Here is a 25,462-nt window from a genome sequence, read left to right as displayed (position 1 = left end):
GGGAGGCGCCGGCGCGGGCAGTGGGCCTCAGCTCGGGAGGGGCGTGCTCGGCTCGACGAAGCAGAGGCGGTAGCCGTCGGGGTCGGTGACGACGACCTCCCGTGTGTGCCACGGCTGGTCGCGCGGCCCGTCGACGGCGGCGCCGGCCGCCGCGGCGCGCGCGGCGATGGTCTCGATGCCGCGGTCGCCGGCGGCGCTGAAGCAGACGATGACGCCGAGGCCGTGCTGCCCGGCGAGCGAGACCCCCGGCGGCGTCGCGACGAGGAAGAGATCGGCATAACGTGCCCAGCGCAGGTGGACGAACACCGGATCCTGGTGGACGCGGCTGAAGCCGAGGAGCTCGTAGAACGAGGCGGAGCGCTCCGCGTCGGTGACGAGGAGCTTGACGTAGGAGGGCATCACGTAGGGATCGTCGCCGGGCATGGTCGCTGGGCGCGAAGGTGCGCTGCGCCGGACCGGAAGGCAAGGCGCGAGCGCCGGGCGGCGCAGCGGCCGCCCGCGAGCCCGGCGGTCCGCCGGCTGCGCGCGAGGATCGAGAGCGCGGAACGGGCTCTGGGGCGGATAGGTGATGCCGCGCTCCGGGCAGATCTTGTGCTGGCTTCTCGACGCACAAGGATAGTGCGCAATTCACCAATCGCCCGTGACGATAAGCGGATCGGGCGGCTGCTGCTGGTGCCGCCCCTCAGTTTTGACGATCCGTTTCGCCCGGCTCGTGCGTCTGAGCGGGCTCGGGCGACGTCCGCGTGACCGGCGCGCCGCCCGAGCGCCTGGCCCACGCCTCGGGCAGCGCCGATATCGTGTTCGAGTGAGGCGATCTCGGTTCTGTCTCCGAGGTCGACCACGTACTTCTTCCGCGCACGCCGTTCGCCGAGGACGAGCCCCCGCTCACGCGCGAGGAGATCCGCGGGCCTCGGCCGACAAGACGCTCTCTCTCGAGGCGGTGCGCTCGCGCAAGCTCCGCGACGCCGCGTACACGCTCGTCGTGAACGCCGAGCGGAGGCTGCGCGCCGCCGAGGAGTACTGGTACGCGGGCACCGACAAGATGTCTTTGGCTCCACCGCTCGCGATCCTCGGCGCAGATCTCGAGGAGCTGCTCGACATCGTACTTCGCAGCGCGATCGTCGCCCTTGGCGGGTGGCGCACCCGATCAGCTTGAAAGCCCAAGGGCTTTCTTATGAAGGCACAGATCAGGGCGAGAGCTTCAGAAGGAAGACATCTCGCATCTGGGCGGAGATCGGGCCGTTTCCGAGATCGACCGTGCCCTCGAATCCGCCGAGAACGAAGACGTTGCCCCCGGGGTCTGTGTCGATATCCCATCCGAACTGCGCTCCGGCGCCGCTGAAGCATCGGCTCCAGACCGCGTCCCCGTGGGGGTCGAGCTTGGCGACGAAAGCCTCTTCCACCGCGCCGTCGCCGCTGCCGATAGGCCCGTTGCCGAAGTCGATCGTGCCGTCGAAGCAGCCCGTCAGCACGGTGTTGCCCTGATCGTCCACCGCGATCTGGTGATGGACCACGCTCATGCCGTCGCCGAATTGCCTGCTCCAGATGTGCTGTCCGTCGGGATCGAGCTTCGCGACAGCGATACCAGAGCTCGTGGCGAGGGCGCCTCCGCCGAAGTCCACCGTGCCGCTGAGCGCCGCGAGGACGTGCAGATCCCCATTTTCATCGGTATCGATGTCGAGGCCGGTCTGATTGAGCGCACCGCCGAAGCGCTTGCTCCAGCGCGGGGTGCCGTCGGGGTCGAGCTTTGCCACGAAGATGTCTCGGTCCCCCGCGCTGACGAGGGGGCCACCGCCGAAATCAATGGTTCCGCCGAAATCGCCCATGACGAGCACATTGCCCTGCCTGTCCAATGCGACGCCCCTGCAGGCCTGGTAGTCGTGATCTCCGAAGAGCTTCCCCCAGAGCACCTCGCCGGCGGGATTGAGCTTCAGCACGAAGGCATCGACGCCGCCGGCGCCCACGAACGGCTCGTCGCCGATGGGAATGGATCCCCTCGCGCCGCCGGTGACGACCGCGTTCCCGGCTCGGTCGACCGCGATGTGGGGCGCGAGCTGAACGGCATCGTTACCGAAGCGCTTCGCCCAGAGGAGGCGGCCATCGGGGTCAACCTTTGCGACCAGGATATCCTGGCCCTCCGTCGCGCCTGCCATGGGACCCGCGCCGAGGTCGAAGGTGCCACGGGCCAGGCCTGCGGCGAGCAGATTGCCCTGCGCGTCGGCGGCGAGGGTCGAGTACTTTGCGATGCCGCTCGCCGTGTTCGGCAAGGCGACGTTCCAGAGGCAGGTACCCGACGCGTCGAGCTTGGCGACGAAGGCGCCGATATCCAGGGCGTCGAGGGGCCCTGACGCTGCGCTCAAGGGGCCGCAGCCGAGATCGGTCGACTCGTAGATCTCGGCCGACAAGAAGACGTTCCCTTTTGAATCTGCCGCCACGGCGCGGGGACTCTCCGCTCCGGAACCCGCGATCGTCTTGCTCCAGGGTAGATCGTCCGGCGTGACTGTTCCTCCGGTGCCCGTGGTCGTTCCCGCGCCTCCGGTGCCCGTGGTCGTTCCCGCGCCTCCGGTGCCTGTGGTCGTCTCCGCGCCTCCGGTGCCTGTGGCCGTCTCCGCGCCTCCGGTGCTGGTCGCGCCGCCGTCGCCGCCTGTGCCTCCGCTGCGCTGATCCGGAATGACGACCGAGGAGCATGCCGCGAGGCATGCTGCGGGGAGCAGCGCAGCACCGCGTCCGCGCGATCCGCCGTTCTGAAAAAACACCCATCGAGTGCTGTTCATCCAATGCCTCCGTTGTGAATCCGTGTCGATCGCCCGAACGCTCGACGGCAACATCAGCATGACCGTAGCGCACGCGCCACCGCCGCGACGTAGGCCCTGCGCCTCAGGCCGACCGCGGTCAACAGCGTCCTGGCGCGCATTGCCTTCGCCCGGAGGTGGTCGATCGCAGATAAAGAACGTCCCGTCAGCGGCGCGGGCGGCGCAGCGGGAGCTGGCGGCGCCGGCACGGCGGGCGCGGCGCCGACCGGTGGCACGGGCGGCGCGTTCCCGGCCGGCGACGAGTTCGAAGGCAGCGCGCTCTCGCCGGACTGGACCGTGCTGCGGCCCGACCTCGCGGACGTGGTGGTGGGCGGCGGCGCGCTCTCGCTCACGCCGCACGGCGGGGCGCTGTGGTACCAGGCGAGCCAGGGCGTGCTTGTCTACAAGCTCGTGACCGGCGACTTCAAGGTCACCGCCACCGTCCACGCCCGGCGGGCGTCGAACCGCGACCAGACGCCGAACCAGTTCGCCGACGTCGGCGGCCTCATGGGCCGGAATCCGAGCGGGAGCTCCGAGAACTACGTGCTGGGCGTGGTCGGATACGCCGAGATGAACCAGCTCGCCGTCGAGCACAAGAGCACCACCAACAGCAAGAGCACGTACGGCGAGACGGCCTTCACCGCCGACGCCGAGCTGCGGCTCTGCCGGACGGGCGCGACCTTCACGATCTACTATCGCCACCCGGGCGACACGGGGTGGCCGACGTCGGTCGCGCCCATCACCCGCGCCGATCTGCCGGCGACGCTTCAGGTCGGCATGATCGCCTACACGGGCGTGCCGTCCCCCGACTACGTCTCCATCTTCGATCGCATCACCTTCGAGCCGGTCGGCGCAGGTTGCGATCGCTGACATGACGTGGCCGGCGCGCCTCCACAGTCGTTCGGCCAGCGAACCTTCCCGTGACCGAGGCAGCTTTTCCTCTTCCAGCGCCGCGTATCTGTCGTCAGGGATCGTCGTGAGGCGCTCCATGAGAGCTTGTCCGTCGGTCTCCGCGATGTACGGCCCCAGCCGCTTGCCGCTTGCCCCTCTCGCTGCGCACGGCAAACGTCGTCTGGTCCTCGGCGCTCTTCTCGAAAACGCCGCCCCGCGCGAGCCGTAAGCCCCGTGTCCGTTGTCACCGGGTCGGGTCAGCGTAGCATTGCCGTCGCAGCGCGCCGCCTCGGCCCGCTGCGTTCGAAAAGGGGAACATCCTATGCACATGCAACTAGCTCGCGCTTGTCTTCGCGTGCTGTCGGTCGCTTCGGTCGTCGCCCTCCTGGGGTGCAACGTCGAGGTCGAGAGCCCGGATCAGGGCAACGGCGACGTCGACGGGGGCGAGGACGAGGCGATCGGCACCGCCGAGCAGGCGTTTGCCGCGTTCGGGTACAGCAGCGCCACCGCGACGTCGGGCAACGCCTTCCAGAACCTCGGCACCTGGAGCGGGAACGCGGCCTACATCATGGGCGTGACCGGCAACCTCCGGGACGGTGGCAACGTCGCGATGTACAGCTGGCTCGGCACGGCGCGCGTGTTCGCGCACGCCGACTCGGGTGTGTCGGTTCGTGCCTACGGTGGGCTCGCCAACCCCGGCACCATGATCACGCAAGTCGGTTACTCCAACAACAGCTATACCACGACCAGCCCCAGGGTGTACCTCGCGTCCACCAGCAACAACCGACGCTGCTTCCTGACGCAGGTCATCAACTACGAGGGCGGCGACAACTTCGCCAGCGCGTCGGACTACATCGGCGTGGAGAAAGACGGCGGCTCTTGGTACCTCCACGGGCAGGGGAAGGTCGCCGGCTACGCGAGCTGCGTACAGGTGACGGACTACCTCGGCGAGGCTTACCACGGCATCCAGGCAGGGTCGGTGAACCTCGGCCCCGCGGTGGACGGCAAGACGTGCTGGCTCAAGGGGATCGGCGGCATTCTCCGCGGCGGCGTCTCCACCGGCGTGGTCGTCCAGTACGACGCCACCCAGTCCAGGTGGGAGATGAACGTCTCCACGAACACGCAGGGCTTCGTGGAGTGCAGCATCTGATCGGCCGAGGTCCGGCGCCGGCGATCCTCTCGAGGACCGTCGCGCGCTCGGCTTCGTTGGCCGCTCGCGCTCAGGCGGTCGCGTTCTTGCGCTTCCGCGCCGGGAGCGCGCGGCCGCTACGAGGAGCCTGAATTTCAGATAGCGTTTGGACTTCTCGCTCCTGGACTGCGGCCTGCGGTCACGACCCGACGCCTCGCGCGTTGGGGCGAATGGACAGGAGGTACCGATGGACGAGCCCTGTGGACGCGATCTGGCGAACAACGCGGTGGTTCCCGAGCGGCTGGCGGAGCTGTTCCGACACGTGGCCGACAACCTGGAAGCCCACGCGCGCTGGGTGGGCAGCGCCACGCCCGAGGCCCGCCTCGAAAACGACGCGATGCGCCGGGTGGCCGCCGGCTACCGCGAGATCGGCGAGGCGGCGGGCCGCGCCGCGGAGACCATGCGGGCTGCGGGCGATTTGCCCGCCGCCCCCCACGACCTCGCGCGCTTCGACCACGGCGCCTTCGAGGCGTGGATGCGCCGCAAGATCGAGCTTCAGCGCGGTTTTGCGGCGCTGCTGCTCGAGCACGCCGAAGCCTCCGAGCGCGTCCTGCGCTCCATGGCGGCCGACGATCGCGGGTGACGGCCGCGCGCTGCGTCAGACCCTCAGCGCATCGAGCTGCCAGCAGCGCTCGCGTGGGGCGCGCTGGCAGCAGAATTCGAGGCATTTGAATGCGGATCGTCGATCGAGCCACGGCTCGCTCCTGCGGATGCGACGAGGCGCTCAGACGCAAGCGGAACGACGCCCCACCAGGGCCAAGGGAGACGTCCATGCCGAGACGACGTGCACTGACGACGCCGAGCGCCGCCGCTGCCGAGCTGAAGCCGACCAGCTGCGCAAAGAGAGCGCTCAAGCCCTTGATCTCAGGGCTGCCTCATCGTCGATGTAGGGATGATTCTTTCTGATACGGCGCCACTTTTCAGGAGGAAGGTCGATCGTGTAAGGGATTTCTAGATTAACCAACGTGTGTAACGTGGCTGTACGGTGGACGGCCGCTACGACGAACTTGACTCCCGGATCGCTCTTGTATTCTCTAGATCCCACCATGCGCCCATCTTTTCGCTGCCTTGGGATCCCTGCGTCGTCGATACGTCCTGCATCTACTCGGCGGACCTCGGGGGCGGTGTCACGCAAACTGCGGCGGCTGGTTATATCATCAACTGCGGCGCAGGCACCGGGGACAGCGCGTGGGGATGCAGGTGTTGGGACGACTGGAGCGACGTGTATTTCGACATTCCCAGCAATGCGTCCGGCTCGGAGATCTGCACGAACCTGGCAGAGCCATGCAAGTCGCTTCATCCCGAGACGGTGCTTCGCGATGCCACCTGCAGCCGGGTTCACCGAACTGCGAGCCGTGGCGTCTGCTATTCCGAGCTCGATTGCCAACAGCCGTCCAGCTTGGGAGGGCTGGATGTCGTGTTGCACACGTCGTTGAACATCAGCTGTAAGCAGGAAGATCCGGCATTGGGGTGGCAGTGCGGGTGCAGCGCAGCGGACCATCAAGTCATCACCGTCGACGCCGAAGACGCGCTGGGCGCCTGTGACGCCGCCGCCGCACCGTGCCAGGAACTGGCAAAACGGGGCGCGACCGCTGCAACCTCTGCAACCGCTGAGTGACGCGTCCGGTGTCAGGGATGGCATTCCCAGCCGATGGCCGTCTGGCGCTCGGCTGACGCGGCGTCGCCTACTTCGTCGCCTGGGCCGCCGGCTCGACGACGCAGCGGATGCCGAGGAACCCGCAGCGGTACGTCGCCTCGAAGCCGCCCGGCCGCGCGGTCCTGACGAGCGGCGCGATGCCGTCGCGCCAGCTGCCGCCGCGGGCGATGCGCATCTTGCCCTTGCCGTCGTTGGCGCTGGTCGTCCACTCGAAGACGTTGCCCGCCAGGTCCTGGATGCCCTGCGGGGTCGCGCCGGCCGGGAAGCTCCCCACGTCGCACGCGGTCTTGCGCGCGGCGCCGCCGCCGGACCAGCAGAGCTGATCCTTCGGGGCCTCCTCGCCCCACGGATACGGCCGCGCCTCCTCGCCGCCGCGGGCCGCCCACTCCCACTCGTCGTCGCGCGGCAACCGCTTGCCCTGCGCCGCGCAGTAGGCCTGGGCCTGCGAGAAGTCGACGCAGACCATCGGCTGCTTCTCCTTGCCGGCCACGCCGTAGGTCGACGCCTCCTTGGCGCAATTGGCCAATGTATCCGTGCACTTGCCATCCTTGACGCACGCCGCGAAGGCCTCCGCGGTGACCTCGGTCCTGTCGACGCAGAGGTCACCCACCGTGGCCTTCACCTTGAGCGGGCCCATCACGAAGCTGCCGCCCGGGACCCGGGCCATGCCGTCGGGGCAGCCGTCCGATGGCTTCGCCGCCTCGGCGGGCGCGGCGGTCGGCTTGGCGCCGGCCTGCCCGGCGCTCCCGGGCGCCGAGGCCACCGCCGGGTCGGGCTGGGGCGGCGCCGGGGCGAGCGCCGCCCCGGCAGTCGAGGCGGGGCTCGTGGCCGTGGGCTGCGCGGCGGGCGCCTGATCGGCAGGCAGGCCGCCGGGAGCCGCGGGGGCGGCGCCGCACGCGACGATTAGGACGCCGCTCGCAGCGGCAAGGAGGAACAGCGAGGAGATGGCGCGAGGCGTGGTGGGGGATCGCATGGTCTCTCAGGAGGCGGTCACGGTCGGCGCCGGCTCGTCTTCCAGCCATTGCTCCTGGATGACGATCGCGGGCAACAAGGTGAACGGCCCGTCGTAGCCCGGGCCGAACGTCAGGATCTGGATCACCCGCCGATCGCCGCGGCGGATCGGGAACATCACCTCGCCCCCGCGCGGGAGCTCGCTGCCGCCGCGGGGCGGATCGATCCAGAAGGCCACGCCCTCGGACTTCCCGCCGAGCAGCGAGATGGCCGAGACGGTGAGCTCCGGGCAGCGGATGCGCAGCCACTCCCTCGCCCTGTACGCGCGGCAGCCCGCGGCCGCGGGGCCGGCGCGGGAGAGGCGGACGCGGGGCGCCGCCTTCCACTCGGCGGCTGTGGGCTGCCTGGACGGCTCGGGCGGGAAGGGCGCGGCGTCGAGGGGCAGCTCGTCGCCGGCATCGGTCGCGCCGGCGTCGGTCGCGCCGGCGTTCCTCGCGCTGGCGTCGGCCGTGGCGCCCGCCGCGGCCTTCGCGGCGCTGGCGTCGGTCGCGGCGCTGGCCGCGGCCTTGGGCGCGCCGTCTGGCTGCGCTCCGGGCGCGCCGGACGCCGCGGCCAGGACGGAGGCCACGCCAGCGCCCATCAAGGCGAGCAGCACCGAGCGCGGCCTCATAACGTCTCCAGGAACGCCACGAGCGCCGCCCTGTCCTCGGGCGACAGGTGGCTGGTCTTGCCCATCCAGTCGGCGTTCTGCTCGATGAGCTCTGCCAGCGTGCCGGCGCGCCCGTCGTGAAGGTAGGGCGGCCGGCCTCCGACGAAGCGCAGCGACGGCGTCTTGTACTCGGGGCGCGGATCATCGTCGTAGCCCGGCGGCGGCGGTCGCTTCGGCATCGGGTACGCCGTGCGATCGGTGTAATCGCTCGTGGGGACGTGGCAGCGGGAGCACTTCGCCTCGTCGCTGTGGAAGATCTCCCGGCCGCGCTTCACGCGCTCGTCCGGCGCCCTTTCGGCGCTTGGCGGCGTGACGAGGCCCCGGCGGAGGAACATCGCGAGATAGGTCGCCCGCGCCGCGAGGCTGGTCGGCGTATGGTCGATCGGCAGCCCGCCCCAGCGGTGCAGCCGCATGCCCGTCCGGAGCCTGCTCACGAGGTCCTCGCTCTCGCCGTGCCAGCCGTACGGCCCGGCCGCGCCCACGTTGCCGGCGAGCATCGGGGTGCGCCGCGGAACCCCTCGCTTCTTGGCGACCTCGGGGATGTTCTCCGGCCGCCCGACGAAGTTCGCGTGCTCGCCGTCGGCCGTGCTGAAGGTGGCCTCGCGCCAGACGTACCCGTCGTCGCGCCCGTCGGGGTGGCATCCCGCGCAGCCGAGGTTGCCGCTCACGGTGGCGTCGAGCGCGTTGTAGAAGAGCCGGCGGCCCTTCGCGACCTCCGGCCCGAGCGGATCATCGGCGAGGTGCACGAGCGCCGACGGCCCTTCCGCCGCGCCCGCGGCGGCTGGCGCCGGCGCGGGGCTGGCCGAGCCCGCCAGGCCCGCCGCTCCCACGGGCGCGACGGTCGAGCCCGCCGCCGCGTCGTGCAGCCGGATCGCCGCCACGTCGCCGGTCGATCGGCAGAAGATCCACGCCGTCGCCTCGTCCGCGGAGAGCGCGAGGCCGGTCGGCGCGCCGCACGTGCCGGCCACGCGGATGTGCGGATCGTAGCGGCCGCCGACCGGGTAGCTCCTTACGATCGCGAGCGTCGGATCCACCGCGGTCGCGTCCACCTCGAGCACGAGATCGTCGCCCTCGCCCGCGACGAGCAGCGTGCGCGCGCGCTTGCGGTACGCCATGGCGCGCGGCTGGGTGACGGGCGTGACGCCCGCGCCGGGCAGGGTGATCACGCTCTCCGGGGTGATCACCTGCTCCGCGAACGCCGACCGGAGCACCGGCAGGTTGCCGTGGTGCGGCGGGGCGAGCGGCTCGTCCCGGCCGGTGATCAGCACGTCCACGGTCGCGGCGCCGAACCACGCGGCGTGGCCCATGGCGCCGAGCGCGTGCCGCGCCGCGAACAGGCGCCGCCCGTCCTCGGAGAGCGAGAGCGCATAACCCAGCGACGCGGCGAGCCGCTCGCCCGACGGCGCGCGCAGCGGCGAGGCGGGCAGGGCGACGCGCCGGACCTTCGGCGCCCCGCCGAGATCGTCGATCCTCGTGAGATCGGCGCCGACGAGGTGGCTCACGTACGCGGCGCTGCCGTCGGGCAGCACCGCCACGCCCCGCGGCTCGCGCGCCACGTCGACGGTCCACCGCGTCTGCCTGGCCTCGAGGTCGACGGCCGAGACCTTGTGGGTCCACGCCGAGGTCACGATCGCGGTCTTCTCGTCGGGCGTGACCGCGATGCCCCACGCGTCGGCGGGCAGCGGCACGCGGCCCACCTCGACGAGGCCGGCCGCAGGATCCGGCCGGAAGATCAGCAGCAGCCCCGGGTCGCGGACGGTGGCGAGCACGCGTGCGTCGTGCTCGCCGCGCCCGCCGAGCGCGAGCACCTGCGCGGGCCTGCCTGGCGCGGGGACGCCTGCGCCGGGCCGGGCGGGGTCGAGCGGCAGCGGCACGACGCGCACGACGCCGTGGTCCTCGTCGGCCACATAGAGCGCGTCCCCGCGCGCGGCGCGGGACAGAGCGCCGCCCTCGCGGACCGGCGCGCGCAGCGGCGTGGCCGTGGACGGAGGCAGGGGAGCGGCCGGAGCGCCCGCGCCGCTGGCCGAGGAGCTCGCGCTGCCGGCCGGGCCAGGCCCCGCGTCCGCGCCGGGCGCAGGGCCGCGGGAGCAGGCGCTCGCGGCGAGCGCGAGGAGCGCGGCGAGGTGGCGTGTCGCGGGGAGGGTCGGCAAGGGGTCGCCGGATGTTCGCGCGCCCTCGCGCCCCGGGTCAACGGCCGCGCTGCGGGAGGGCGCGACGGCGCTGCTCCCTCATGCTCCTCCTCCGGTTCCGGTCATGGAGTCATGCGGTCGTCCGGGTGAGCCCGCCGCGCCGAGATCATGTCGCGGCTCGGCCATCGGCGCGCGGCTCGGCGTCGCGCCACACGAGCGCGCGCCACGCGCCCCGCTCGAAGATCTCCGGTCGACGGTCGGCCAGGAGCGGCGCATAACGCGCCACGATCTCCGGAACGTCGGTGGACACGAGCCCCGAGAGGATCAACGTCCCGCGGGGAGCCAGGCGCGCCACGATCCGAGGGGCGAGCGCCGTGAGGACGTCCCGAAGGATGTTGGCCACGACGATGTCGAACCTCCCGTCCGGCCACGTCGCCGAGAAGCTCACGCGCGCTTCCACCGCGCTCCGCCGCGCGTTGTCCGCCGCGATCGCGTTCGCGGCGGCGTCGATGTCGACGCCGATCGCCTCGCCGCCGAGCTTCGCGGCGCCGATCGAGAGGATCCCCGTCCCGCTCCCCACGTCGAAGAGGCGAAAGCCGCTGCGTGGCGCGAACGACGCGAGCGCCTGGAGGCACATCCGCGTGCTCTCGTGCCGGCCGTCGCCGAACGCGTGGCTCGGGCCGAGGACGATGGTGCGGTCGTCGACCTCCTCGCCCCGCGGATCGGTGATCACGCGAAAGCGAGGCGGCACGTCAACGGGGGTCGAACGGTCGCTCATGCGTCGTCGAAGTCTGCCACCGCGGCAGCCCGGGTGTCAGCCGCGCGATGGCCCTCGGGGGCGCCGAGCGGCGGGGGTTGGCGACGCCCCGGCCCGGCCCAGCGGCGAGCGATCTGGTCCGGGCGGGGCGCGATCACCAGCGGGTCCAGCGGGAGATCCGCTGCAAGCGCGTATACCCGCTCCCGTCGTCGGAGAGCCCGTACGACGTCGCGTCCGGAGTGCTCATGTGCGGGCCCCAGCCCTCGTCCTCGATCGGCTCATCGTCGTCCGCGCCGAGGTTGTAGACGAAGCAGTGCCCGTAGTGCTGTGTGACGCCCGCATAGGCGCCCGCGCAATTGCCGTCGTCCTTGGTGTCTGCGTCGAAATCCGGCGACGACCACCCCGTGGCGAATTGCCACGAAAAGAGGTGCTCATCCCCGCCGACCCGTATCGGCGTGAGGAGGTGCATGTCCCCGGTGTCGATGCCCTCGGCGGTCGCCCGCATCACCTCGGCGACGGTCCCTGCGATGTCCTCGATCTCGTCGCGGTATTCCCGGCCGGCGATGTACAGCGACGGCTGGTAAAGGTTGTCGCCGAGCGACGGCGTCCCCTTGGTGGCGAGCCGATCGGCATACAGGATCTTCCAGAACGGGAGCGTCGCGCCGTCCGCTGACCCGACGCTGTTGTAGACGAGCGCCCAGCGATCGCCGTCCACAGGCTCACCGCAGTAGACCTCGGCCTGCTCCTCTGGGCCGGGCCCGTCGGGATCGAGCGCGTAGACGCCGCTCGGGGCGCTCTCGGGGACGGCGCCGCACCGGTCATAGACGCACCCTTCGCTCGCCTCCTCGGCGCAGTCTTGCCCGCCGGCGCCACCGCCACCCCCACCCCCACCGCCGGCGCCCCCGCCCGCCTCCAGGTGATACGGCCCATCGAGCCCGGCGAGGGACGTACACCGGCACGCCAGAAGGCACGCCGCCGCCCCCACCCACGTCGCGGACCCGCTCGTGATCGTCGCTCCCATGACCTGCTGCCTGCCGCATCACACCCGCCGGATCGGCGTGGCGCTCCTCCTGCGCCGCGCGGACGCTACAGCCTCACCCCAGGCCTGGCAAGCAACCGGTCCGTTCGCGACGCTCCCCGACCGCTCGCTCGGGCGCGCCGCTGCCCCGCAGTCATTGAAACTGAAGACGAAGGCGGCGTGGCGAACGCAACGAACATGACCGACATGACGAACGCAACGAACATGACGAACGCAACGAACGTGAAGTGAATGAAGAAAAATATCCTACAGAAACTTCATAGAAACAGGCGCCCATGCATCGTCCTTGGCAAATCCTGGGCCCGTGTATGGCTGAGGCCATCCAGGGCGCACACCCGCGGCGAGAGCGAGCTCACCCTGCCGATCTCGCCGCGGAGCTGGCCTAGCTCATCCTCGAACGAACAGGCGATTTCACGGACGGCGCCCCGGAGCGCAGCCCGTCCAGTCTGCCCCGACCGGCGGGCGTGTCCATCTCCATGCGCCCGAGGCTCCACGGTCATCCCAGCAAAGGATCTTTGGAATGAAGAGACGAGAACCTGCGAGTGAGGCCCCGAGCGCCACGCCCCTCCACCGCCGGCGTTTCCTCGGCGGTGCGCTCGCGCTCGGGGGAGCCGCGCTCCTCCCCGCTTGCGAATCGCGGTCCGAAGCGTCGGCGAAGCCCGCGGCGAACGCCGCGCCCCTCATCCCGGACGCCGCCAGGCCCGAGGTGTCCGATCTGCGCTTCGGCATCATCGCGCTGACCGACTGCTCTCCTCTCGTGATCGCCCACGAGAAGGGGTTCTTCAAGAAGTACGGCATCAACGCGACCATCGTGAAGGGCGCGAGCTGGGCCGCGATCCGCGACTCGCTCACGAACGGGGATCTCCAGGCGACGCACATGCTCTTCGGCATGCCCCTCGCCTCGACGATGGGGCTCCTCGGATCGCCGAAGATGCCCATGGTCATCCCGTGGCTGCTCAACCGCAACGGCCAGGCGATCACGATGAAGAGCGACCTCCGGGGCAAGGTGGCCGGAGATCCCAGGGCGCTCAAGCCGTTCGTCGAGGAGGCGAAGGAGAAGGGGGCGCCCATGACCTTCGCGATGACGTTCCCGCCTGGAACGCACGCCATGTGGACCCGTTATTACCTGGGCGCGGGCGGCGTCCACCCGGACAAGGACGTCGCGCTCGTGACCATCCCGCCCGCCCAGATGGTCGCCAACATGAAGGTGGGCAAGATGGACGGCTTCTGCGTCGGCGAGCCGTGGAACGCCAGGGCGATCGCCGACCAGATCGGCTACACGGCCGTCACCACGCAGGAGCTCTGGAGGGACCACCCCGAGAAGGTGTGCGCGTTCACCGCCGAGTTCGCCGACAAGAACCCGAAGACGGTGAAGGCGGTGATCAAGGCGCTCCACGAGGCGAGCGTCTGGCTGGACAAGCTCGACAACCGCCCCGAGCAGGCGGACGTCGTGTCGAGGCCCACGTACATCAACTGTCCGCCGGAGCTCATCCTCGGCCGGCTGCAGGGGCGCTACGACTACGGCGACGGGCGCACGAAAGAGGACAAGGACTACATGATCTTCAGCGAGCGGGGCTGCAACTACCCGCAGCCGAAGTACGCGCTCTGGTGGATCAGCCAGTTCCGCCGGTGGGGCATGGTGGAGGGGAAGCCGGACTACGAGGGCGTCGTCAAGCAGGTCATGCGCCCCGATCTCTACGAGGAGGCGATGAAGGAGCTCGGGGTCGCGCACGGCGGCTGGAGCGACGCGCCCGAGACGCTGTTCGACGGCGTGACGTTCGATCCGAAGGACCCGGAGAAGTACGCGACGTCGTTCCCGGTCCACGCCCTGAAGGGATGAACCCACATCGCCATCGCCGCGCCGGCGGGAGGCGCGGCGGCGGAAGCGGAAGCGGAATCGGAAGTAGAAGAGGAGTGCTGCATGAGCGAGGCGAAGGCGATCTCTCCGAGGATTCGAGTCGACCACATGATCCTGCCCCTCTTCGGGGTGGCGTGCGTGATCGGGCTGTGGGCCGCCGCGAGCAGCCTGTGGACCCAGGCGTTGCCCTCTCCGCTCAAGACATGGGAGGTGAGCAGGCCTTACATCTTCGAGCCGTTCGAGAAGCGGGGAGAGCTCGACCAGGGCATCCTCCGCTTCACCTGGTACTCGCTCCAGCGGGTCGCCAAGGGCTACACGCTGGCGATCCTCCTCGGGACACCTATCGGCTTCTTCCTGGGCGCGTCGAGGCTGTTCAGGTCGAGCTTCGATCCCATCATCCAGATCCTCCGCCCGGTCTCGCCGCTCGCGTGGCTCCCGCTCGGCCTCGTGCTCTTCCAGAAGCCCGACCCCGCCGGCGTCTTCACCATCGCGATGTGCTCGATGTGGCCGACGGTCCTGAACACCGCGCTCGGGGTGCGATCGATCCCGCAGGACTACATGAACGTCGCCCGGGTGCTCCGGCTGTCGCGCATGAAGACGCTGTTCAAGGTGCAGCTCCCCGCGGCGCTCCCCTACATGTTCACGGGCTTCCGGCTCAGCCTGGGCATCGCCTGGCTGGTCATCGTCGCCGTGGAGATGCTGACCGGCTCGCCCGGGGTCGGCGGCTTCCTCTGGCAGGAGTACAACAGCCTCATCTACGAGCACATCATCCTGTGCATCATCACCATCGGCGTCGTCGGCTTCCTCCTGGACGCCCTGATGAGCCTCGTCGAGCGCCGGCTCAAGCTGGCGGGAGCGTGACGTCCATGCCGCTGGTCGAGCTCTGCAACGTCGGGAAGAGCTATGGTGGCGGGGCCACCCGCACCGAGGTGCTCAGGGACATCCACCTGGAGATCGAGAAGGGCGAGTTCGTCGCCGTCGTCGGCTATTCTGGCGCCGGCAAGACGACGCTCATGTCCCTCATCGCCGGGCTCCTCAGGCCGGACACCGGGGAGGTCAAGCTGAACGGGAAGGTCGTCCTGGGTCCGGGCCCCGACCGCGGCGTCATCTTCCAGAACTATTCTCTCCTGCCCTGGCTCACGGTCTACGAGAACGTCTACCTGGCCGTGGACCAGATCTTCGGCTCCTGGTCCACGGAGAAGAAGCGGGAGCACACCGAGCGCTACATCGCCATGGTGAAGCTCACCGAGGCCCGCGAGAAGAAGCCGGCGCAGCTCTCCGGCGGCATGCGCCAGCGGGTCTCGGTGGCGCGGGCGCTCGCCATGGATCCGGAGGTCCTCTTGATGGACGAGCCGTTCGGCGCGCTGGACGCGCTCACGCGCGCGACGCTCCAGGACGAGCTCGCGCGGATCTGGCGCGCCACCCGGAAGACCGTGCTCCTCATCACGAACGACGTCGACGAGGGCATCCTCCTCGCCGACCGGATCCTCCCGCTCAGCAAGGGCCCTCGGGCCACGCTGGGGCCAGGGATCACCGTCGATCTCGAGCGCCCTCGGGATCGCAAGGCCCTCAACCACGACCCGCGCTTCAAGGAGATCCGCGGCGCGGTGATCAGCTACCTGCTCGGCCCGGGCGCCGGGCCCAAGGCGGGCGAGAGCGCGCCCGATGCAGCGCGGAGCGCGGAGGCGGTCGCATGAAGAAGTACCTCGAGATCTGGAATGTCACGAAGACCTTTCCCTCGCCGAAGGGCCCCTCGGTCGTCGTCCGGAGCTTCGATCTGAACCTGAGGAAGGGAGAGTTCCTGTCCCTCATCGGCCACTCCGGGTGCGGGAAGTCCACCGTGCTGTCGATGGTCGCGGGCCTCTCCGAGATCACGAGCGGCGGTATCGTCCTCGCGGGCAGGCAGATCCACGGTCCTGGCCCGGACCGCGGGGTCGTGTTCCAGTCACCGTGCCTCCTGCACTGGATGACGGCGCTCGAGAACGTCCTGCTCGGGGTCGAGCAGGTCCACCGGCAGAAGAGCAGGAAGGACTGCATCGAGATCGCGACGCACTACCTCGAGCTCGTGGGGCTCGAGGAGTCCATGCACAAGAAGCCGCGCGAGCTGTCGTCGGGGATGCAGCAGCGGGTCGGGCTGGCGCGCGCCTTCGCCCTGTCGCCCAAGATGCTCCTCCTGGACGAGCCCTTCGGCATGCTCGACTCGCTCACCCGGTTCGAGCTCCAGGAGGTGCTCATGAACCTGTGGGCAGAGGACCAGAAGACGGCGCTGATGGTCACGCACGACGTCGACGAGGCCCTGTTCCTGTCGGACCGCATCGCGATGATGACGAACGGCCCGGGGGCGCGGGTCGGCGAGATCCTGGAGGTCCCGTTCCCGCACCCGCGGGACCGTCAGGAGGTGCTGGAGGACCCGATGTACTATCCTCTCCGAGAGCGGCTGATCACCTTCCTCGAGGGCCAGGCCCACAAGGAGAAGCCCACCGAGGAGAGCGTCCGAGAGTCCGTCCCGGAAGGCGCCGTGAAGACGGGGCGGTTCTGGAGCGCGCTCTGGAAGGGGACGAGGACATCAGCGTAGAGCGGGGGAGAAGGGAGCGGACGGCCGTCGCCGGGCTGCCCCCATGAACGTGCCTCTCCAAACAGCCTGCATGTCCTCTCCTCTCAAAGACCGTACAGCGTACAACGTCGCTTCCTCCGTCGAGGGCTCTTTGCGACGAACCTCACCAAAGCGCGGATTGCGGTCTCGCTGACCGTTCTGGGCAGAGCTCATCACGGCCAGGCGAACGCGAGCTCTGCGCTGCGCGCACAGGTGCGCGCAGCGCTTACGAGGCTCACCACCTCCGACAAAAATGGAGGGAGAGGGGCATGCCCTGAAACAAAAGCCATACGGACAAGCTGGAGTTGCGCGAATGTATCCTTTCTCCGACTGCGTCGGTTGCGGCAAGCGATCAAGCGAGGAAAGTGTATGCGCGTATCTCGAATCTTCGCGGCTGTCGGCATCGTATGGCTCTCTGGCGCCTGCGGCTCGTCCGAGGGCACCGGCTCGGGAGGCGAAGGTGGTGTCGCCACCACGTCAGGGCCCTCCAGCGGCGCGGCCGGGGGCAGCTCCTCGGCTGGTGGCTCTGGAGGGGCCAACGCTGGCGGCGGCGGGACGACTGGAACGGGCGGTGGCGAGACGACCGGAACGGGCGGCGCAAGCGCGACGGCCAGCTCTGGAGAAGGCGGCGCGGGCGCGGGCACAGGTGTTGGTGGCGCGGGTGCGGGCGGCGCGGGCGGCGCGCTCGCCAGCGGTACGGGCGCCGGCGGTACGGACGGCGTCGGCGGCGCGGGCGGTCCTGACACGGGGGTCGAGGTGCCGACCTGCGCGCCTTACGGGTCCACGTGCGCGGGCTCCGGAGATTGCTGTTCCGGCATCTGCGACAGCGCGACGAGCACCTGCGCGTCGCCGCTCAGCGTCTGCCTCGGGACAGGCGCCGCTTGCGAGGAATCCTCGGAGTGCTGTAGCCTCAACTGCGCTTCGGGCAGGTGCAGCGCGACCGCCTGCCTCCCCGACGGATCCGGCTGCACGGCAGGCGGCGCCGCGTGCTGCAGCGGCATGTGCGCCGGCGGGACGTGCAGCGACGTCAACGGCGCCACCGCATGCCAGACGGGCGGCAACCCGTGCACCGAGGACAGCCAGTGTTGCTCCCAGCTCTGCGGGCGAGACAACCGCTGCGTCCTCTACTCCTCGTTCTGCGTTCAGCGCAACGACGTCTGCACCGGCGACAGCGACTGCTGTACCGGCGTGTGCGTGAAGCGGAACGCATCCGACCCCGCGGGCTACTGCGGCGCGGAGCCGGCGACGTCGAGCCGCTGCAACAGCGGCGGCATCGACGGCGCGGTCTGCGACAGCTGCGGCTTCTGCTGCAGCCGCGTCTGCGCGCCGTACGGGCCCACCGGGATCGCTGTCTGCCAGCCGCCGAGCGGCTGCCGCGTGAACGGCGCCCTGTGCCAGCGCAACGAGGACTGCTGCGGCGGCGATCCCACCGCCGATCTGCCGGGCGCGGGCAATGTCGTCTGCGATAAGTCGGGGGATCCGGACGGGGAGATCGGCCGCTGCCGCAACCCGAACGGCTGCACGCCCCAGGGCGGCGTCTGTCACTTCAAGGACAGCTATTGCGCGGATACGTCCACCAGCGCCCCCAACAACTGCTGCAACTACCTGGGGAACGCCAGCAACTGCCGCCTCGACGCCCTCGGCGTGCCTCGGTGCAACGCGCTCACGGCCTGCCGCCAGTCAGGCGAGGACTGCGCCTCCGCCGACGATTGCTGCGACGGCGCTCCCTGCGTGTGGAACAGCGGTGCTGGGAAGCTCCAGTGTTATGACACGCCCGGAGAGACGACGCCCCAGTGTGTCACGGCAGGCGGACCCTGCACGAACAACGGCGACTGCTGCGTCGGAACGACGTGCGAGTACGAGCCGGGCTCCCTGTCGGGCACGTGCACGACAGACTCCCCGACAGGCGCGACCGGGAGCTCGAGCGCGACCGGGAGCTCGAGCGCGACCGGCGGAACGGGCGGCGCAGGCGGCGCAGGCGGCGGCGGTGGCTCGGACGGGGCGGGCGGCTCCACCACGCCGCGATGCGCCGAGTACGGGCAGCTCTGCGACGCGACGTCCGACTGCTGCAACGCCGGAACCGTGCAGTGTTACAACGGCATCTGCCGCATTCCTCCGGGCTGACGCCGCGCGCTGGCGCGTTGACTCGTGTCGATTCACTCGTGTCGAGGAGAATGGCTATGATCGGCAAGAACCGCGGGAACTACGCCCGCTCCTTGTTCCTGACATCGCTCTGGTGCCTGGGCTGGGCGCTCGCGTCGGGATGTTCGGTATCGGATGGCGGAACGGGCGCGGGCGGCGATGGCTCCGGCAGCGGCAGCTCCGCAAACGGCGGCGCCGGTGGAACGGACTCCGGTGGAACGGGCGGGGAGCCCTCCCTCGGTGGCGGTTTCATCGCGTCCGGGCCGGGCGCCAGCTCGGGCGGGGGGGAGGGCGGCGGCGACTGCGGCGGCCAGCAGGTCGAAGCTCAGCCGCGGCAGGTTCACCTCGTGATCGTGCTCGATCGCTCCGACAGCATGACCAAGGACTGGGAAGGGAGCGACCGCTGGACGATGATGAAGGGCGCCCTCGGCACCGCGCTCGACGTGATCCAGGACAGGATGTCCGTCGGACTTCAGCTCTTTCCCTCCGACGAGCACTGCGGCATGCCGGCGGGGGAGGACCTGAGCGTGGCCGTGGCGCCGGGCGCGACCTCCGTCCCCGCCATCAAGACCCTCCTGGATGGCACTGACCCCGGCGGCGCGACGCCGACCGCGGACGCCCTCGCGCGCGCCCTCGGGTACCTCACCGTGGGAGCTGGCGGCACCCTCGAAGGCGACAAGTACGTCCTCCTGGCGACCGACGGCGGTCCCAACTGCAACCAGGATCCGGCCATGACCTGCGAGGCCGCGACCTGCACCACGAACATGGATGGGGACTGCCCTTCGGGCGTGCCGAACTGCTGCGTCGCCGGCTTGACGGACGTGTGCCTGGACGACGTGCGCACGGTGCAGCGGGTGAAGGACCTGCGCGCGGCCGGTATCAAGACCTTCGTCGTCGGCATCCCCGGCGCGACGGCCTATGCCGCTGTGCTCGACCAGCTCGCCGTCGAGGGCGACACGGCCACGTCGGAGACCTCGCCCCGTTATTTCGAGGTGGTGGACGCGGCGAGCCTCGGCGATACACTGACCAGCATCACGAGGGATCTCGTGAGGACCTGCGAGCTCTCGCTGGAGACCGAGCCGCCGGACCGCGCGAAGGTGAACGTCTTCATCGACGATGAGGTGCTGCCGAAGCCGGGCGACGACGGCTGGGACTACGACGATTCGACGACCCCGCCCACCATCGTGATCAAGGGCGCCACGTGTGAGCACGTGAAGTCCATGGGGGCGGAGAGCGTCCGGGTCGAGTTCGGTTGTCCCACCGTCGAGGTGCCGCAATGACCTGCGCCTGTGACGCGCCCTCCCGGCGCGCCGCGTGATCGACCTCCTCCAGCCCTCCGAGAGCCAGCCCACATCGCATGAAGCGCCGCGCTAGCGCGCCGCACCGCCGCGCTCGGTGACGGGCGCGAACGCCAGACTCCGTCCGAGTTGGATATTAGCGCACAAATACTGAAAAATATCACCACGGACGAATCGATGTTCCGATTTCGGTGGTGACTCGGGGGCAGCGATCTAGACATAATCCGCCCATGGTGCGCTTGTGCGAGAACACCGTCCGTCCTGTCTGCTCGACGCGAGCAGCAGCGGCGGCGGGCCGGCCGAGCGCCCCGGCGAGGTGAGATGCTCTCCGCGACCTGTTCCGTGAGCCAGCCGATCTACGTCGACTCGAGCATCGAGGTGTTCGAAGGAACCTGGGGTGACGAGCGCAAGCCTGCTGTCTTCAAGGTCCTGAAGAGCGAGTTCCCGAGCGCGCGTGAGCTCGCGGCGCTCCGGCACGAGTACAACGTGCTCTGCGCGCTCGACGTCGAGGGCGTCGTCAAGGCCTACGGGCTCGAGAAGCACAGGAACGGCCTCGCGCTCGTGCTCGAGCGGCCGAGCAGGACGACGCTGCACGACATCCTGCGCGCCGGCCGGCTGGAGCTCAAGGCGGCGTTGACGATCGCCCGCTCGGCGGCCCGGGTCCTCGACGAGTTCCACCGCCGCAAGGTGATTCACAAGGACATCAAGCCGCACAACCTCCTCGTCGACCCGGACACGCTCGAGGTCCATTTCGTCGGCTTCGGCATCGCGACGCTCCTCCCGCAGGAGACGCAGCAGGCGATAAGCCCCGAGGCGCTCGAGGGGACGCTCGCGTACATGTCGCCGGAGCAGACCGGCCGGATGAACCGCGTGATCGACCGCCGCACCGACCTCTACTCGTTCGGCGTGACCCTCTATCAGATGCTCACCGGCGTCCTGCCGTTCACCGGCAGCGACCCGCTCGATCTCATCCATGGCCACATCGCGCGGACGCCGGTGCCGCCGCCCGAGCGAGTCCCGGGCGTGCCCGACGCGGTGTCCCGGATCGTGATGAAGCTCCTCGAGAAGAACGCGGAGGACCGGTACCAGAGCGCCTTCGGGCTCTTCGCCGATCTCGACGCGTGCCTCCGCCAGCTCTCGACCTCGGGCGCCGTGGCGCCCTTCGCGCTCGGCCTGCGCGACATCCCCGATACGCTGCGCATCCCGCAGAAGCTCTACGGCCGCGCCGAGGAGGAGCGCGCGCTGCTCGCCGCCTTCGAGCGCGCCGCCGGCGGGGAGGGCGAGCTCCTGCTCGTGTCGGGGTACTCGGGCATGGGCAAGTCGGCCCTGGTGAACGAGATGCACAGGGCCATCACCCAGCGAGGCGGCTACTTCACCGCAGGCAAGTTCGAGCAGCTGAACCGCGGTGCGCCGTACGCCTCGCTCGCGCGCGCCTTCCGGGAGCTCCTCCGGCACATCCTCACCGAGCGACCGGAGCAGCTCGCGCGCTGGAGCGCGGCGCTCGGCCGCGCGGTCGGGAGCACCGGCCAGCTCCTCGTCGACCTCATCCCGGAGCTCGAGTGGATCATCGGCCAGCAGCCCCCGGTCCAGCAGCTGCCGCCGGCGGAGGCGCAGGGCCGCTTTCACGCGATCTTCAAGGCGTTCGTCCGCGTCTTCGCGACCGCCGAGCACCCCCTCGTCCTCTTCCTGGACGATCTGCAATGGGCCGATCCGGCCTCGCTCAAGCTGCTCCAGGTCCTGGCCGCCGATCCAGAGCGCGGCCACCTGCTCCTCCTCGGCGCCTTCCGCGACAACGAGGTGTACGCGGCCCACCCGCTCCGCGTCGCGCTCGACGAGATCGAGAAGGCGGGCGCGCCGCTCCGCGAGCTCAAGCTGAGGCCGCTCGCCCTCGCCGACGTGATCGCGCTGCTCTCGGACGCGCTCTCCGCCGCCCGCGCAGACGTCGAGCCGCTCGCCCGCGTGGTGTTCGACCGGACCCAGAGCAACCCGTTCTTCGTGCGGCAGTTCCTGGGCTCGCTCCACGCGGAGGGCCTGCTCCGCTTCGAGAAGGGCGCCTGGACGTGGGATCTCGACGGCATCCGGCGGCGCACGGTCACCGACAACGTCGTCGACTTCATGGCGCGCAAGATCGAGGAGCTCGAGCCCGAGCTCGTCCGCGTCCTCCGCCTCGCGGCCTGCATCGGGCACGAGTTCGACCTGCGCACCCTCGCGGTCATCAGCGAGCGGCCGGCGCACGAGACCGTGTCCGCGCTGTGGATGATCCTGCAAGAGGGCCTGATCGCGCCCGTGGACGCCGACTACCGCCTCGCGCACGCGACCGACGACGAGGCGCAGACCGGCGTCGACTGGCGCGTCACCTACCGCTTCCTGCACGACCGCGTCCAGCAGGCGGCGTACTCGCTCATGAGCGAGGATCGCAAGCGCGAGATCCACCTCAGGATCGCGCGGCTCATGCTCGCCAGCTGCGAGGGCGCCGCGCGGGACGAGGCGCTCTTCGACATCGTCAACCACGTCAACATCGCGGCGTCCATCGTGACCTCGCCCGCGGAGCAGGCCACGGCCGCCGAGCTGAACCTCGCCGCCGGCAGGAGGGCCAAGGCCGCCACCGCCTACGAGGCGGCGGCCGGCTATTTGCGCGCGGGGCTCGGGTTTCTGCCCCACGGCGGCTTCGACGACCACTACGAGCTCGCCCTCGCGCTCCACAGGGAGCGCGCCGAGGTCGAGTCGCTGTGCGGCGCCTTCGAGGAGGCCGAGCGGCTCTGTACCGCGGCGCTCGCGCGCGCCCGGACGGCCATGGACAAGGTCGCTGTCCTCCTCGTCCAGGCGAACCAGTACCTGCTCCAGTGGCGCAATCACGAGGCGACCCTGGTCCAGAAGGCCGGCCTCCGGCTCCTCGGCTGTCCGATCCCCGAGGCCCGGGAGGAGGTCGCCGCGCTGCTCGAGCAGGAGCTCCAGGCGGTGCCCGTCCTCCTCGGCGCGCGCAGCATCGAGGAGCTCGCCCGCGCCCCGAGGACGACGAGCCCCGAGCACCCCGTGACGCTGGAGCTGCTCGTGAACCTGTTCTTCGGGGCCTACAACTCGAGCGACCAGACGCTCGCGAACCTCGCCATCGTGAAGATGGTGACGCTCTCGCTGCAGCACGGAAACAGCGATATGTCCGCGTTCGGATACGTCGCGTACGGCATGGTGGTCGGGCCGTTGCTCGGCGAGTACGAGACGGCGTATCGGTTCGGCAAGATGGCCGTCGAGCTCGCAGACCAGCTCGACAACCTCGTGCTCCGGGCCAAGACCTACCACATCTTCTCCGCGGACGTGCACAGCTGGACGCAGCCCCTGCGGAAGGCAGATCCCTATTACGACCGGGTCTACGACCTCGGGCTCCAGGCCGGCGACTGGACGGCCATGGGGTACATGATCAGCCAGAGCGGCTCGGACCGGCTCACCTACGGGATGAACCTCGCGGAGCTCTCGCAGCTCACCGAGACGCACCTCGCGTTCCTGCAGCGCGCCCGCAGCCATGACATCATCGATATCCTCCTCGCGGGCGTGATCCAGCCCCTCAGGTGCCTGCAAGGGCTGACGAGGGGCCGGTTCAGCTTCGACGACGACGGGTTCGACGAGGCGTCCTACGCGGCGAAGCACGGCGGCTCGCCCTACCACATGGGGTGGTTGTATTACGCCAAGATCCGGAATGCCTACCTGTTCGGCGACAGGGCGAGCTTTGCCGATCTGATGCCGAAGCTCGCCGTGATCGAGGGCGCCTTGCCGACGCACGCCAAGGTGCCCGAGGCGACGTTCTACGCGGGCCTCATGCGGATCGCCGCGTGGGAGAGCGCCGAGGGCGCGGGGCGGCGGGAGCACGAAGCGCACCTGCTGCGGCTCCTCGGGCGGATGAAGCGCTGGGCCGACGCCGGGCCGGACAACGTGCTTCACAAGCACCTGCTCCTGCTCGCCGAGCAGGCCCGCGTCGAGGGGCGCAGGGCCGAGGCGATGGACCTGTACGAGCGGGGCATCGAGGCCGCGCGGCAGGCCGACTACATCAACAACCAGGCGCTCGGCAACGAGCTTTACGGCAGGTTCTGGCTCGCCCAGGGCAGGGTCGAGTTCGCGCACATCTTCCTGCGCAAGGCGGTTTACCTGTACGAGCGCTGGGGGGCGACCGAGAAGGCCAAGGCGCTGCGCGAGGAGCTCGCGCCGGCCGACCCCTCGGCCCTGGGCCAGCCTCTTCCGCTCTCGCCGACCGGCACCGCGGTCCAGGGCCTCGTCGCGGGGGAGAGCTTCGATCTCGCCACGGTCCTCAGCACCGCCCAGGCCATCTCGAGCGCGATCGTGCTCGACAAGGTGATCGAGCAGGTCTTGCGCAGCGTGATCAAGAGCGCCGGGGCGAGCCGGGGGTTCCTCATCCTCGCGCGCGGCGAGGTGCTGACGATCGAGGCGATGATCGCGGTCGGCCCCGACACGGTGAGCCTGGGCCTCTCGATGCCCCTGGAGGCGCGCCTCGATCTGGCCCGCTCGGTCGTGCATTACGTGGCGCGCTCGCGCGAGGCGCTCGTGATCGGGCGCGCGGACGACGACCCGCGCCTCGCCGGCGATCCGCACGTGATCGCGCGCCGGCCGAAATCGATCCTGGGCTTGCCGCTCCTGCACCAGGGCCGGCTGAGCGGGGTGCTGTACCTGGAGAACCACCTCGCGGAGCACGCGTTCACCGCCGATCGCATCGAGCTCTTGCGGCTCCTGTCCTCGCAGGCGGCGGTGGCGGTCGAGAACGCGCTGCTCTACGCGGACCTCTCGGCCGTGAGCGCCGAGCTCCGTGAGGCCAACGAGCGGCTGGAGCAGGAGGTGAAGGAGCGGACGGAGGAGCTCTCTCTGGCCAACGTGCGCCTCTCCGCACAGAGCGCCGAGCTCCGGGACGCCAACGTGCGCCTGTTGCACGAGCTCGGCGAGCGCGAGCGCGCCGAGGCGGCCCGGGCCGAGCTGCAAGAGGAGGTGATCCGGTTCCAGCGGGCGAAGATCTCCGAGCTGTCGACCCCGCTCGTGCCCATCACGAGCGACGTGATGGTCATGCCGCTCATCGGCACGCTGGACGAGGAGCGCGCGCACGACGTGCTCGAGACCCTGCTCGACGGCGCGACGAGGAGCGGCACCCGCACCGTCATCATCGATGTCACGGGGATCAAGGGGGTCGATCAGCGCGTGGCGAACGCCCTGCTCAAGGCGGCGAACGCCCTCCGGCTGCTCGGGGTCCAGGCGGTGCTGACGGGCATCCGCGGCGAGGTCGCGCAGGCGCTCCTCCGGCTCGACATCGACATGTCCCGCATCGTGATCCGCGGGACGCTGCAGGGCGGGATCGCCTACGCCGTCGGCCGATCGGGCGGCATGAGCGCGCTGGGCACGCGGCGCTAGGGGGGCGAGAGGCGCGTGGCGATCTGCGCGTCGAATCGTGTAGACACGTCTGGA

At 70.2% G+C, this 25,462-nt stretch carries 20 protein-coding genes; 13 read left to right on the top strand and 7 right to left on the bottom strand.

What is annotated here, in order from left to right; genetic code table 11:
• Nucleotides 1-27 precede the first annotated feature (27 nt).
• Nucleotides 28-423, bottom strand: coding sequence for a VOC family protein (locus WMF39_RS22385; protein ID WP_437747490.1), 396 nt, complete (start codon nt 421-423; stop codon nt 28-30).
• A gap of 517 nt (nt 424-940) precedes the next feature.
• On the opposite strand from WMF39_RS22385, the gene WMF39_RS22380 reads away from it, so the two are divergent.
• Nucleotides 941-1,156, top strand: a complete 216-nt coding sequence (locus WMF39_RS22380) for a hypothetical protein (RefSeq protein ID WP_437747489.1) — start codon at nt 941-943, stop codon at nt 1,154-1,156.
• A gap of 31 nt (nt 1,157-1,187) precedes the next feature.
• Here WMF39_RS22380 and WMF39_RS22375 read toward each other — a convergent pair whose 3' ends face one another.
• Entirely contained in the window at nt 1,188-2,435 is a 1,248-nt protein-coding gene (locus WMF39_RS22375; protein ID WP_437747488.1) for a hypothetical protein, read from the bottom strand.
• Nucleotides 2,436-2,496: 61 nt separating this feature from the next.
• On the opposite strand from WMF39_RS22375, the gene WMF39_RS22370 reads away from it, so the two are divergent.
• From WMF39_RS22370 to WMF39_RS22350, 5 genes are all read left to right on the top strand, one after another.
• Complete coding sequence (locus WMF39_RS22370; protein ID WP_437747487.1) at nt 2,497-2,664, top strand: hypothetical protein; 168 nt, start codon at nt 2,497-2,499, stop codon at nt 2,662-2,664.
• Between the two features lie 425 nt (nt 2,665-3,089).
• The gene (locus WMF39_RS22365; protein WP_437747486.1) at nt 3,090-3,662 is read left to right on the top strand and encodes a hypothetical protein; all 573 of its coding nucleotides are present in this window, start codon (nt 3,090-3,092) and stop codon (nt 3,660-3,662) included.
• A gap of 349 nt (nt 3,663-4,011) precedes the next feature.
• Nucleotides 4,012-4,833 (top strand): hypothetical protein, encoded by an 822-nt coding sequence (locus WMF39_RS22360; RefSeq protein WP_437747485.1) that lies wholly within the window; start codon nt 4,012-4,014, stop codon nt 4,831-4,833.
• Nucleotides 4,834-5,059: 226 nt separating this feature from the next.
• Nucleotides 5,060-5,455 (top strand): hypothetical protein, encoded by a 396-nt coding sequence (locus WMF39_RS22355; protein WP_437747484.1) that lies wholly within the window; start codon nt 5,060-5,062, stop codon nt 5,453-5,455.
• A gap of 402 nt (nt 5,456-5,857) precedes the next feature.
• Nucleotides 5,858-6,490: a hypothetical protein gene (locus tag WMF39_RS22350; protein WP_437747483.1), complete on the top strand. Its 633-nt coding sequence runs from the start codon at nt 5,858-5,860 to the stop codon at nt 6,488-6,490.
• Nucleotides 6,491-6,557: 67 nt separating this feature from the next.
• Here the strand turns inward: WMF39_RS22350 and WMF39_RS22345 are convergent, their stop codons facing one another.
• The 5 genes from WMF39_RS22345 to WMF39_RS22325 form a co-directional block, all read right to left on the bottom strand.
• Complete coding sequence (locus WMF39_RS22345) at nt 6,558-7,502, bottom strand: formylglycine-generating enzyme family protein (RefSeq protein WP_437747482.1); 945 nt, start codon at nt 7,500-7,502, stop codon at nt 6,558-6,560.
• 6 nt (nt 7,503-7,508) lie between these two features.
• Nucleotides 7,509-8,150 (bottom strand): hypothetical protein, encoded by a 642-nt coding sequence (locus WMF39_RS22340; RefSeq protein ID WP_437747481.1) that lies wholly within the window; start codon nt 8,148-8,150, stop codon nt 7,509-7,511.
• Nucleotides 8,147-10,339, bottom strand: coding sequence for a hypothetical protein (locus WMF39_RS22335; protein ID WP_437747480.1), 2,193 nt, complete (start codon nt 10,337-10,339; stop codon nt 8,147-8,149). The genes WMF39_RS22340 and WMF39_RS22335 overlap by 4 nt, the downstream gene beginning before the upstream one ends.
• A gap of 145 nt (nt 10,340-10,484) precedes the next feature.
• Nucleotides 10,485-11,096 (bottom strand): 50S ribosomal protein L11 methyltransferase, encoded by a 612-nt coding sequence (locus WMF39_RS22330; RefSeq protein ID WP_437747479.1) that lies wholly within the window; start codon nt 11,094-11,096, stop codon nt 10,485-10,487.
• Nucleotides 11,097-11,229: 133 nt separating this feature from the next.
• Nucleotides 11,230-12,096, bottom strand: a complete 867-nt coding sequence (locus WMF39_RS22325) for a fibrinogen-like YCDxxxxGGGW domain-containing protein (RefSeq protein ID WP_437747478.1) — start codon at nt 12,094-12,096, stop codon at nt 11,230-11,232.
• Between the two features lie 538 nt (nt 12,097-12,634).
• Between WMF39_RS22325 and WMF39_RS22320 the strand changes: the two genes are divergently transcribed.
• The 7 genes from WMF39_RS22320 to WMF39_RS22290 all read left to right on the top strand — a co-directional run bounded on the left by WMF39_RS22320 (nt 12,635) and on the right by WMF39_RS22290 (nt 25,408).
• The gene (locus WMF39_RS22320) at nt 12,635-13,954 is read left to right on the top strand and encodes a CmpA/NrtA family ABC transporter substrate-binding protein (protein WP_437747477.1); all 1,320 of its coding nucleotides are present in this window, start codon (nt 12,635-12,637) and stop codon (nt 13,952-13,954) included.
• An 81-nt stretch (nt 13,955-14,035) separates the two neighbouring features.
• Nucleotides 14,036-14,833, top strand: a complete 798-nt coding sequence (ntrB, locus tag WMF39_RS22315; protein WP_437554691.1) for a nitrate ABC transporter permease — start codon at nt 14,036-14,038, stop codon at nt 14,831-14,833.
• A 5-nt stretch (nt 14,834-14,838) separates the two neighbouring features.
• Nucleotides 14,839-15,669: an ABC transporter ATP-binding protein gene (locus WMF39_RS22310; protein WP_437748010.1), complete on the top strand. Its 831-nt coding sequence runs from the start codon at nt 14,839-14,841 to the stop codon at nt 15,667-15,669.
• Nucleotides 15,666-16,547 (top strand): ABC transporter ATP-binding protein, encoded by an 882-nt coding sequence (locus WMF39_RS22305; RefSeq protein WP_437747476.1) that lies wholly within the window; start codon nt 15,666-15,668, stop codon nt 16,545-16,547. The genes WMF39_RS22310 and WMF39_RS22305 overlap by 4 nt, the downstream gene beginning before the upstream one ends.
• Before the next feature lie 387 nt (nt 16,548-16,934).
• Entirely contained in the window at nt 16,935-18,689 is a 1,755-nt protein-coding gene (locus WMF39_RS22300) for a hypothetical protein (RefSeq protein WP_437747475.1), read from the top strand.
• A gap of 56 nt (nt 18,690-18,745) precedes the next feature.
• Nucleotides 18,746-19,987, top strand: coding sequence for a vWA domain-containing protein (locus WMF39_RS22295; RefSeq protein WP_437747474.1), 1,242 nt, complete (start codon nt 18,746-18,748; stop codon nt 19,985-19,987).
• Nucleotides 19,988-20,347: 360 nt separating this feature from the next.
• Nucleotides 20,348-25,408, top strand: a complete 5,061-nt coding sequence (locus WMF39_RS22290; RefSeq protein WP_437747473.1) for an AAA family ATPase — start codon at nt 20,348-20,350, stop codon at nt 25,406-25,408.
• Nucleotides 25,409-25,462: the final 54 nt, after the last annotated feature.

Source organism: Sorangium sp. So ce1504 (assembly GCF_051521635.1).
GTDB classification, from domain to species: Bacteria; Myxococcota_A; Polyangia; order Polyangiales; family Polyangiaceae; genus Sorangium; species Sorangium cellulosum_B.
The sequence above is the reverse complement of the archived record's forward strand: the minus strand, read 5'-3'. Positions and strand labels throughout refer to the sequence as shown.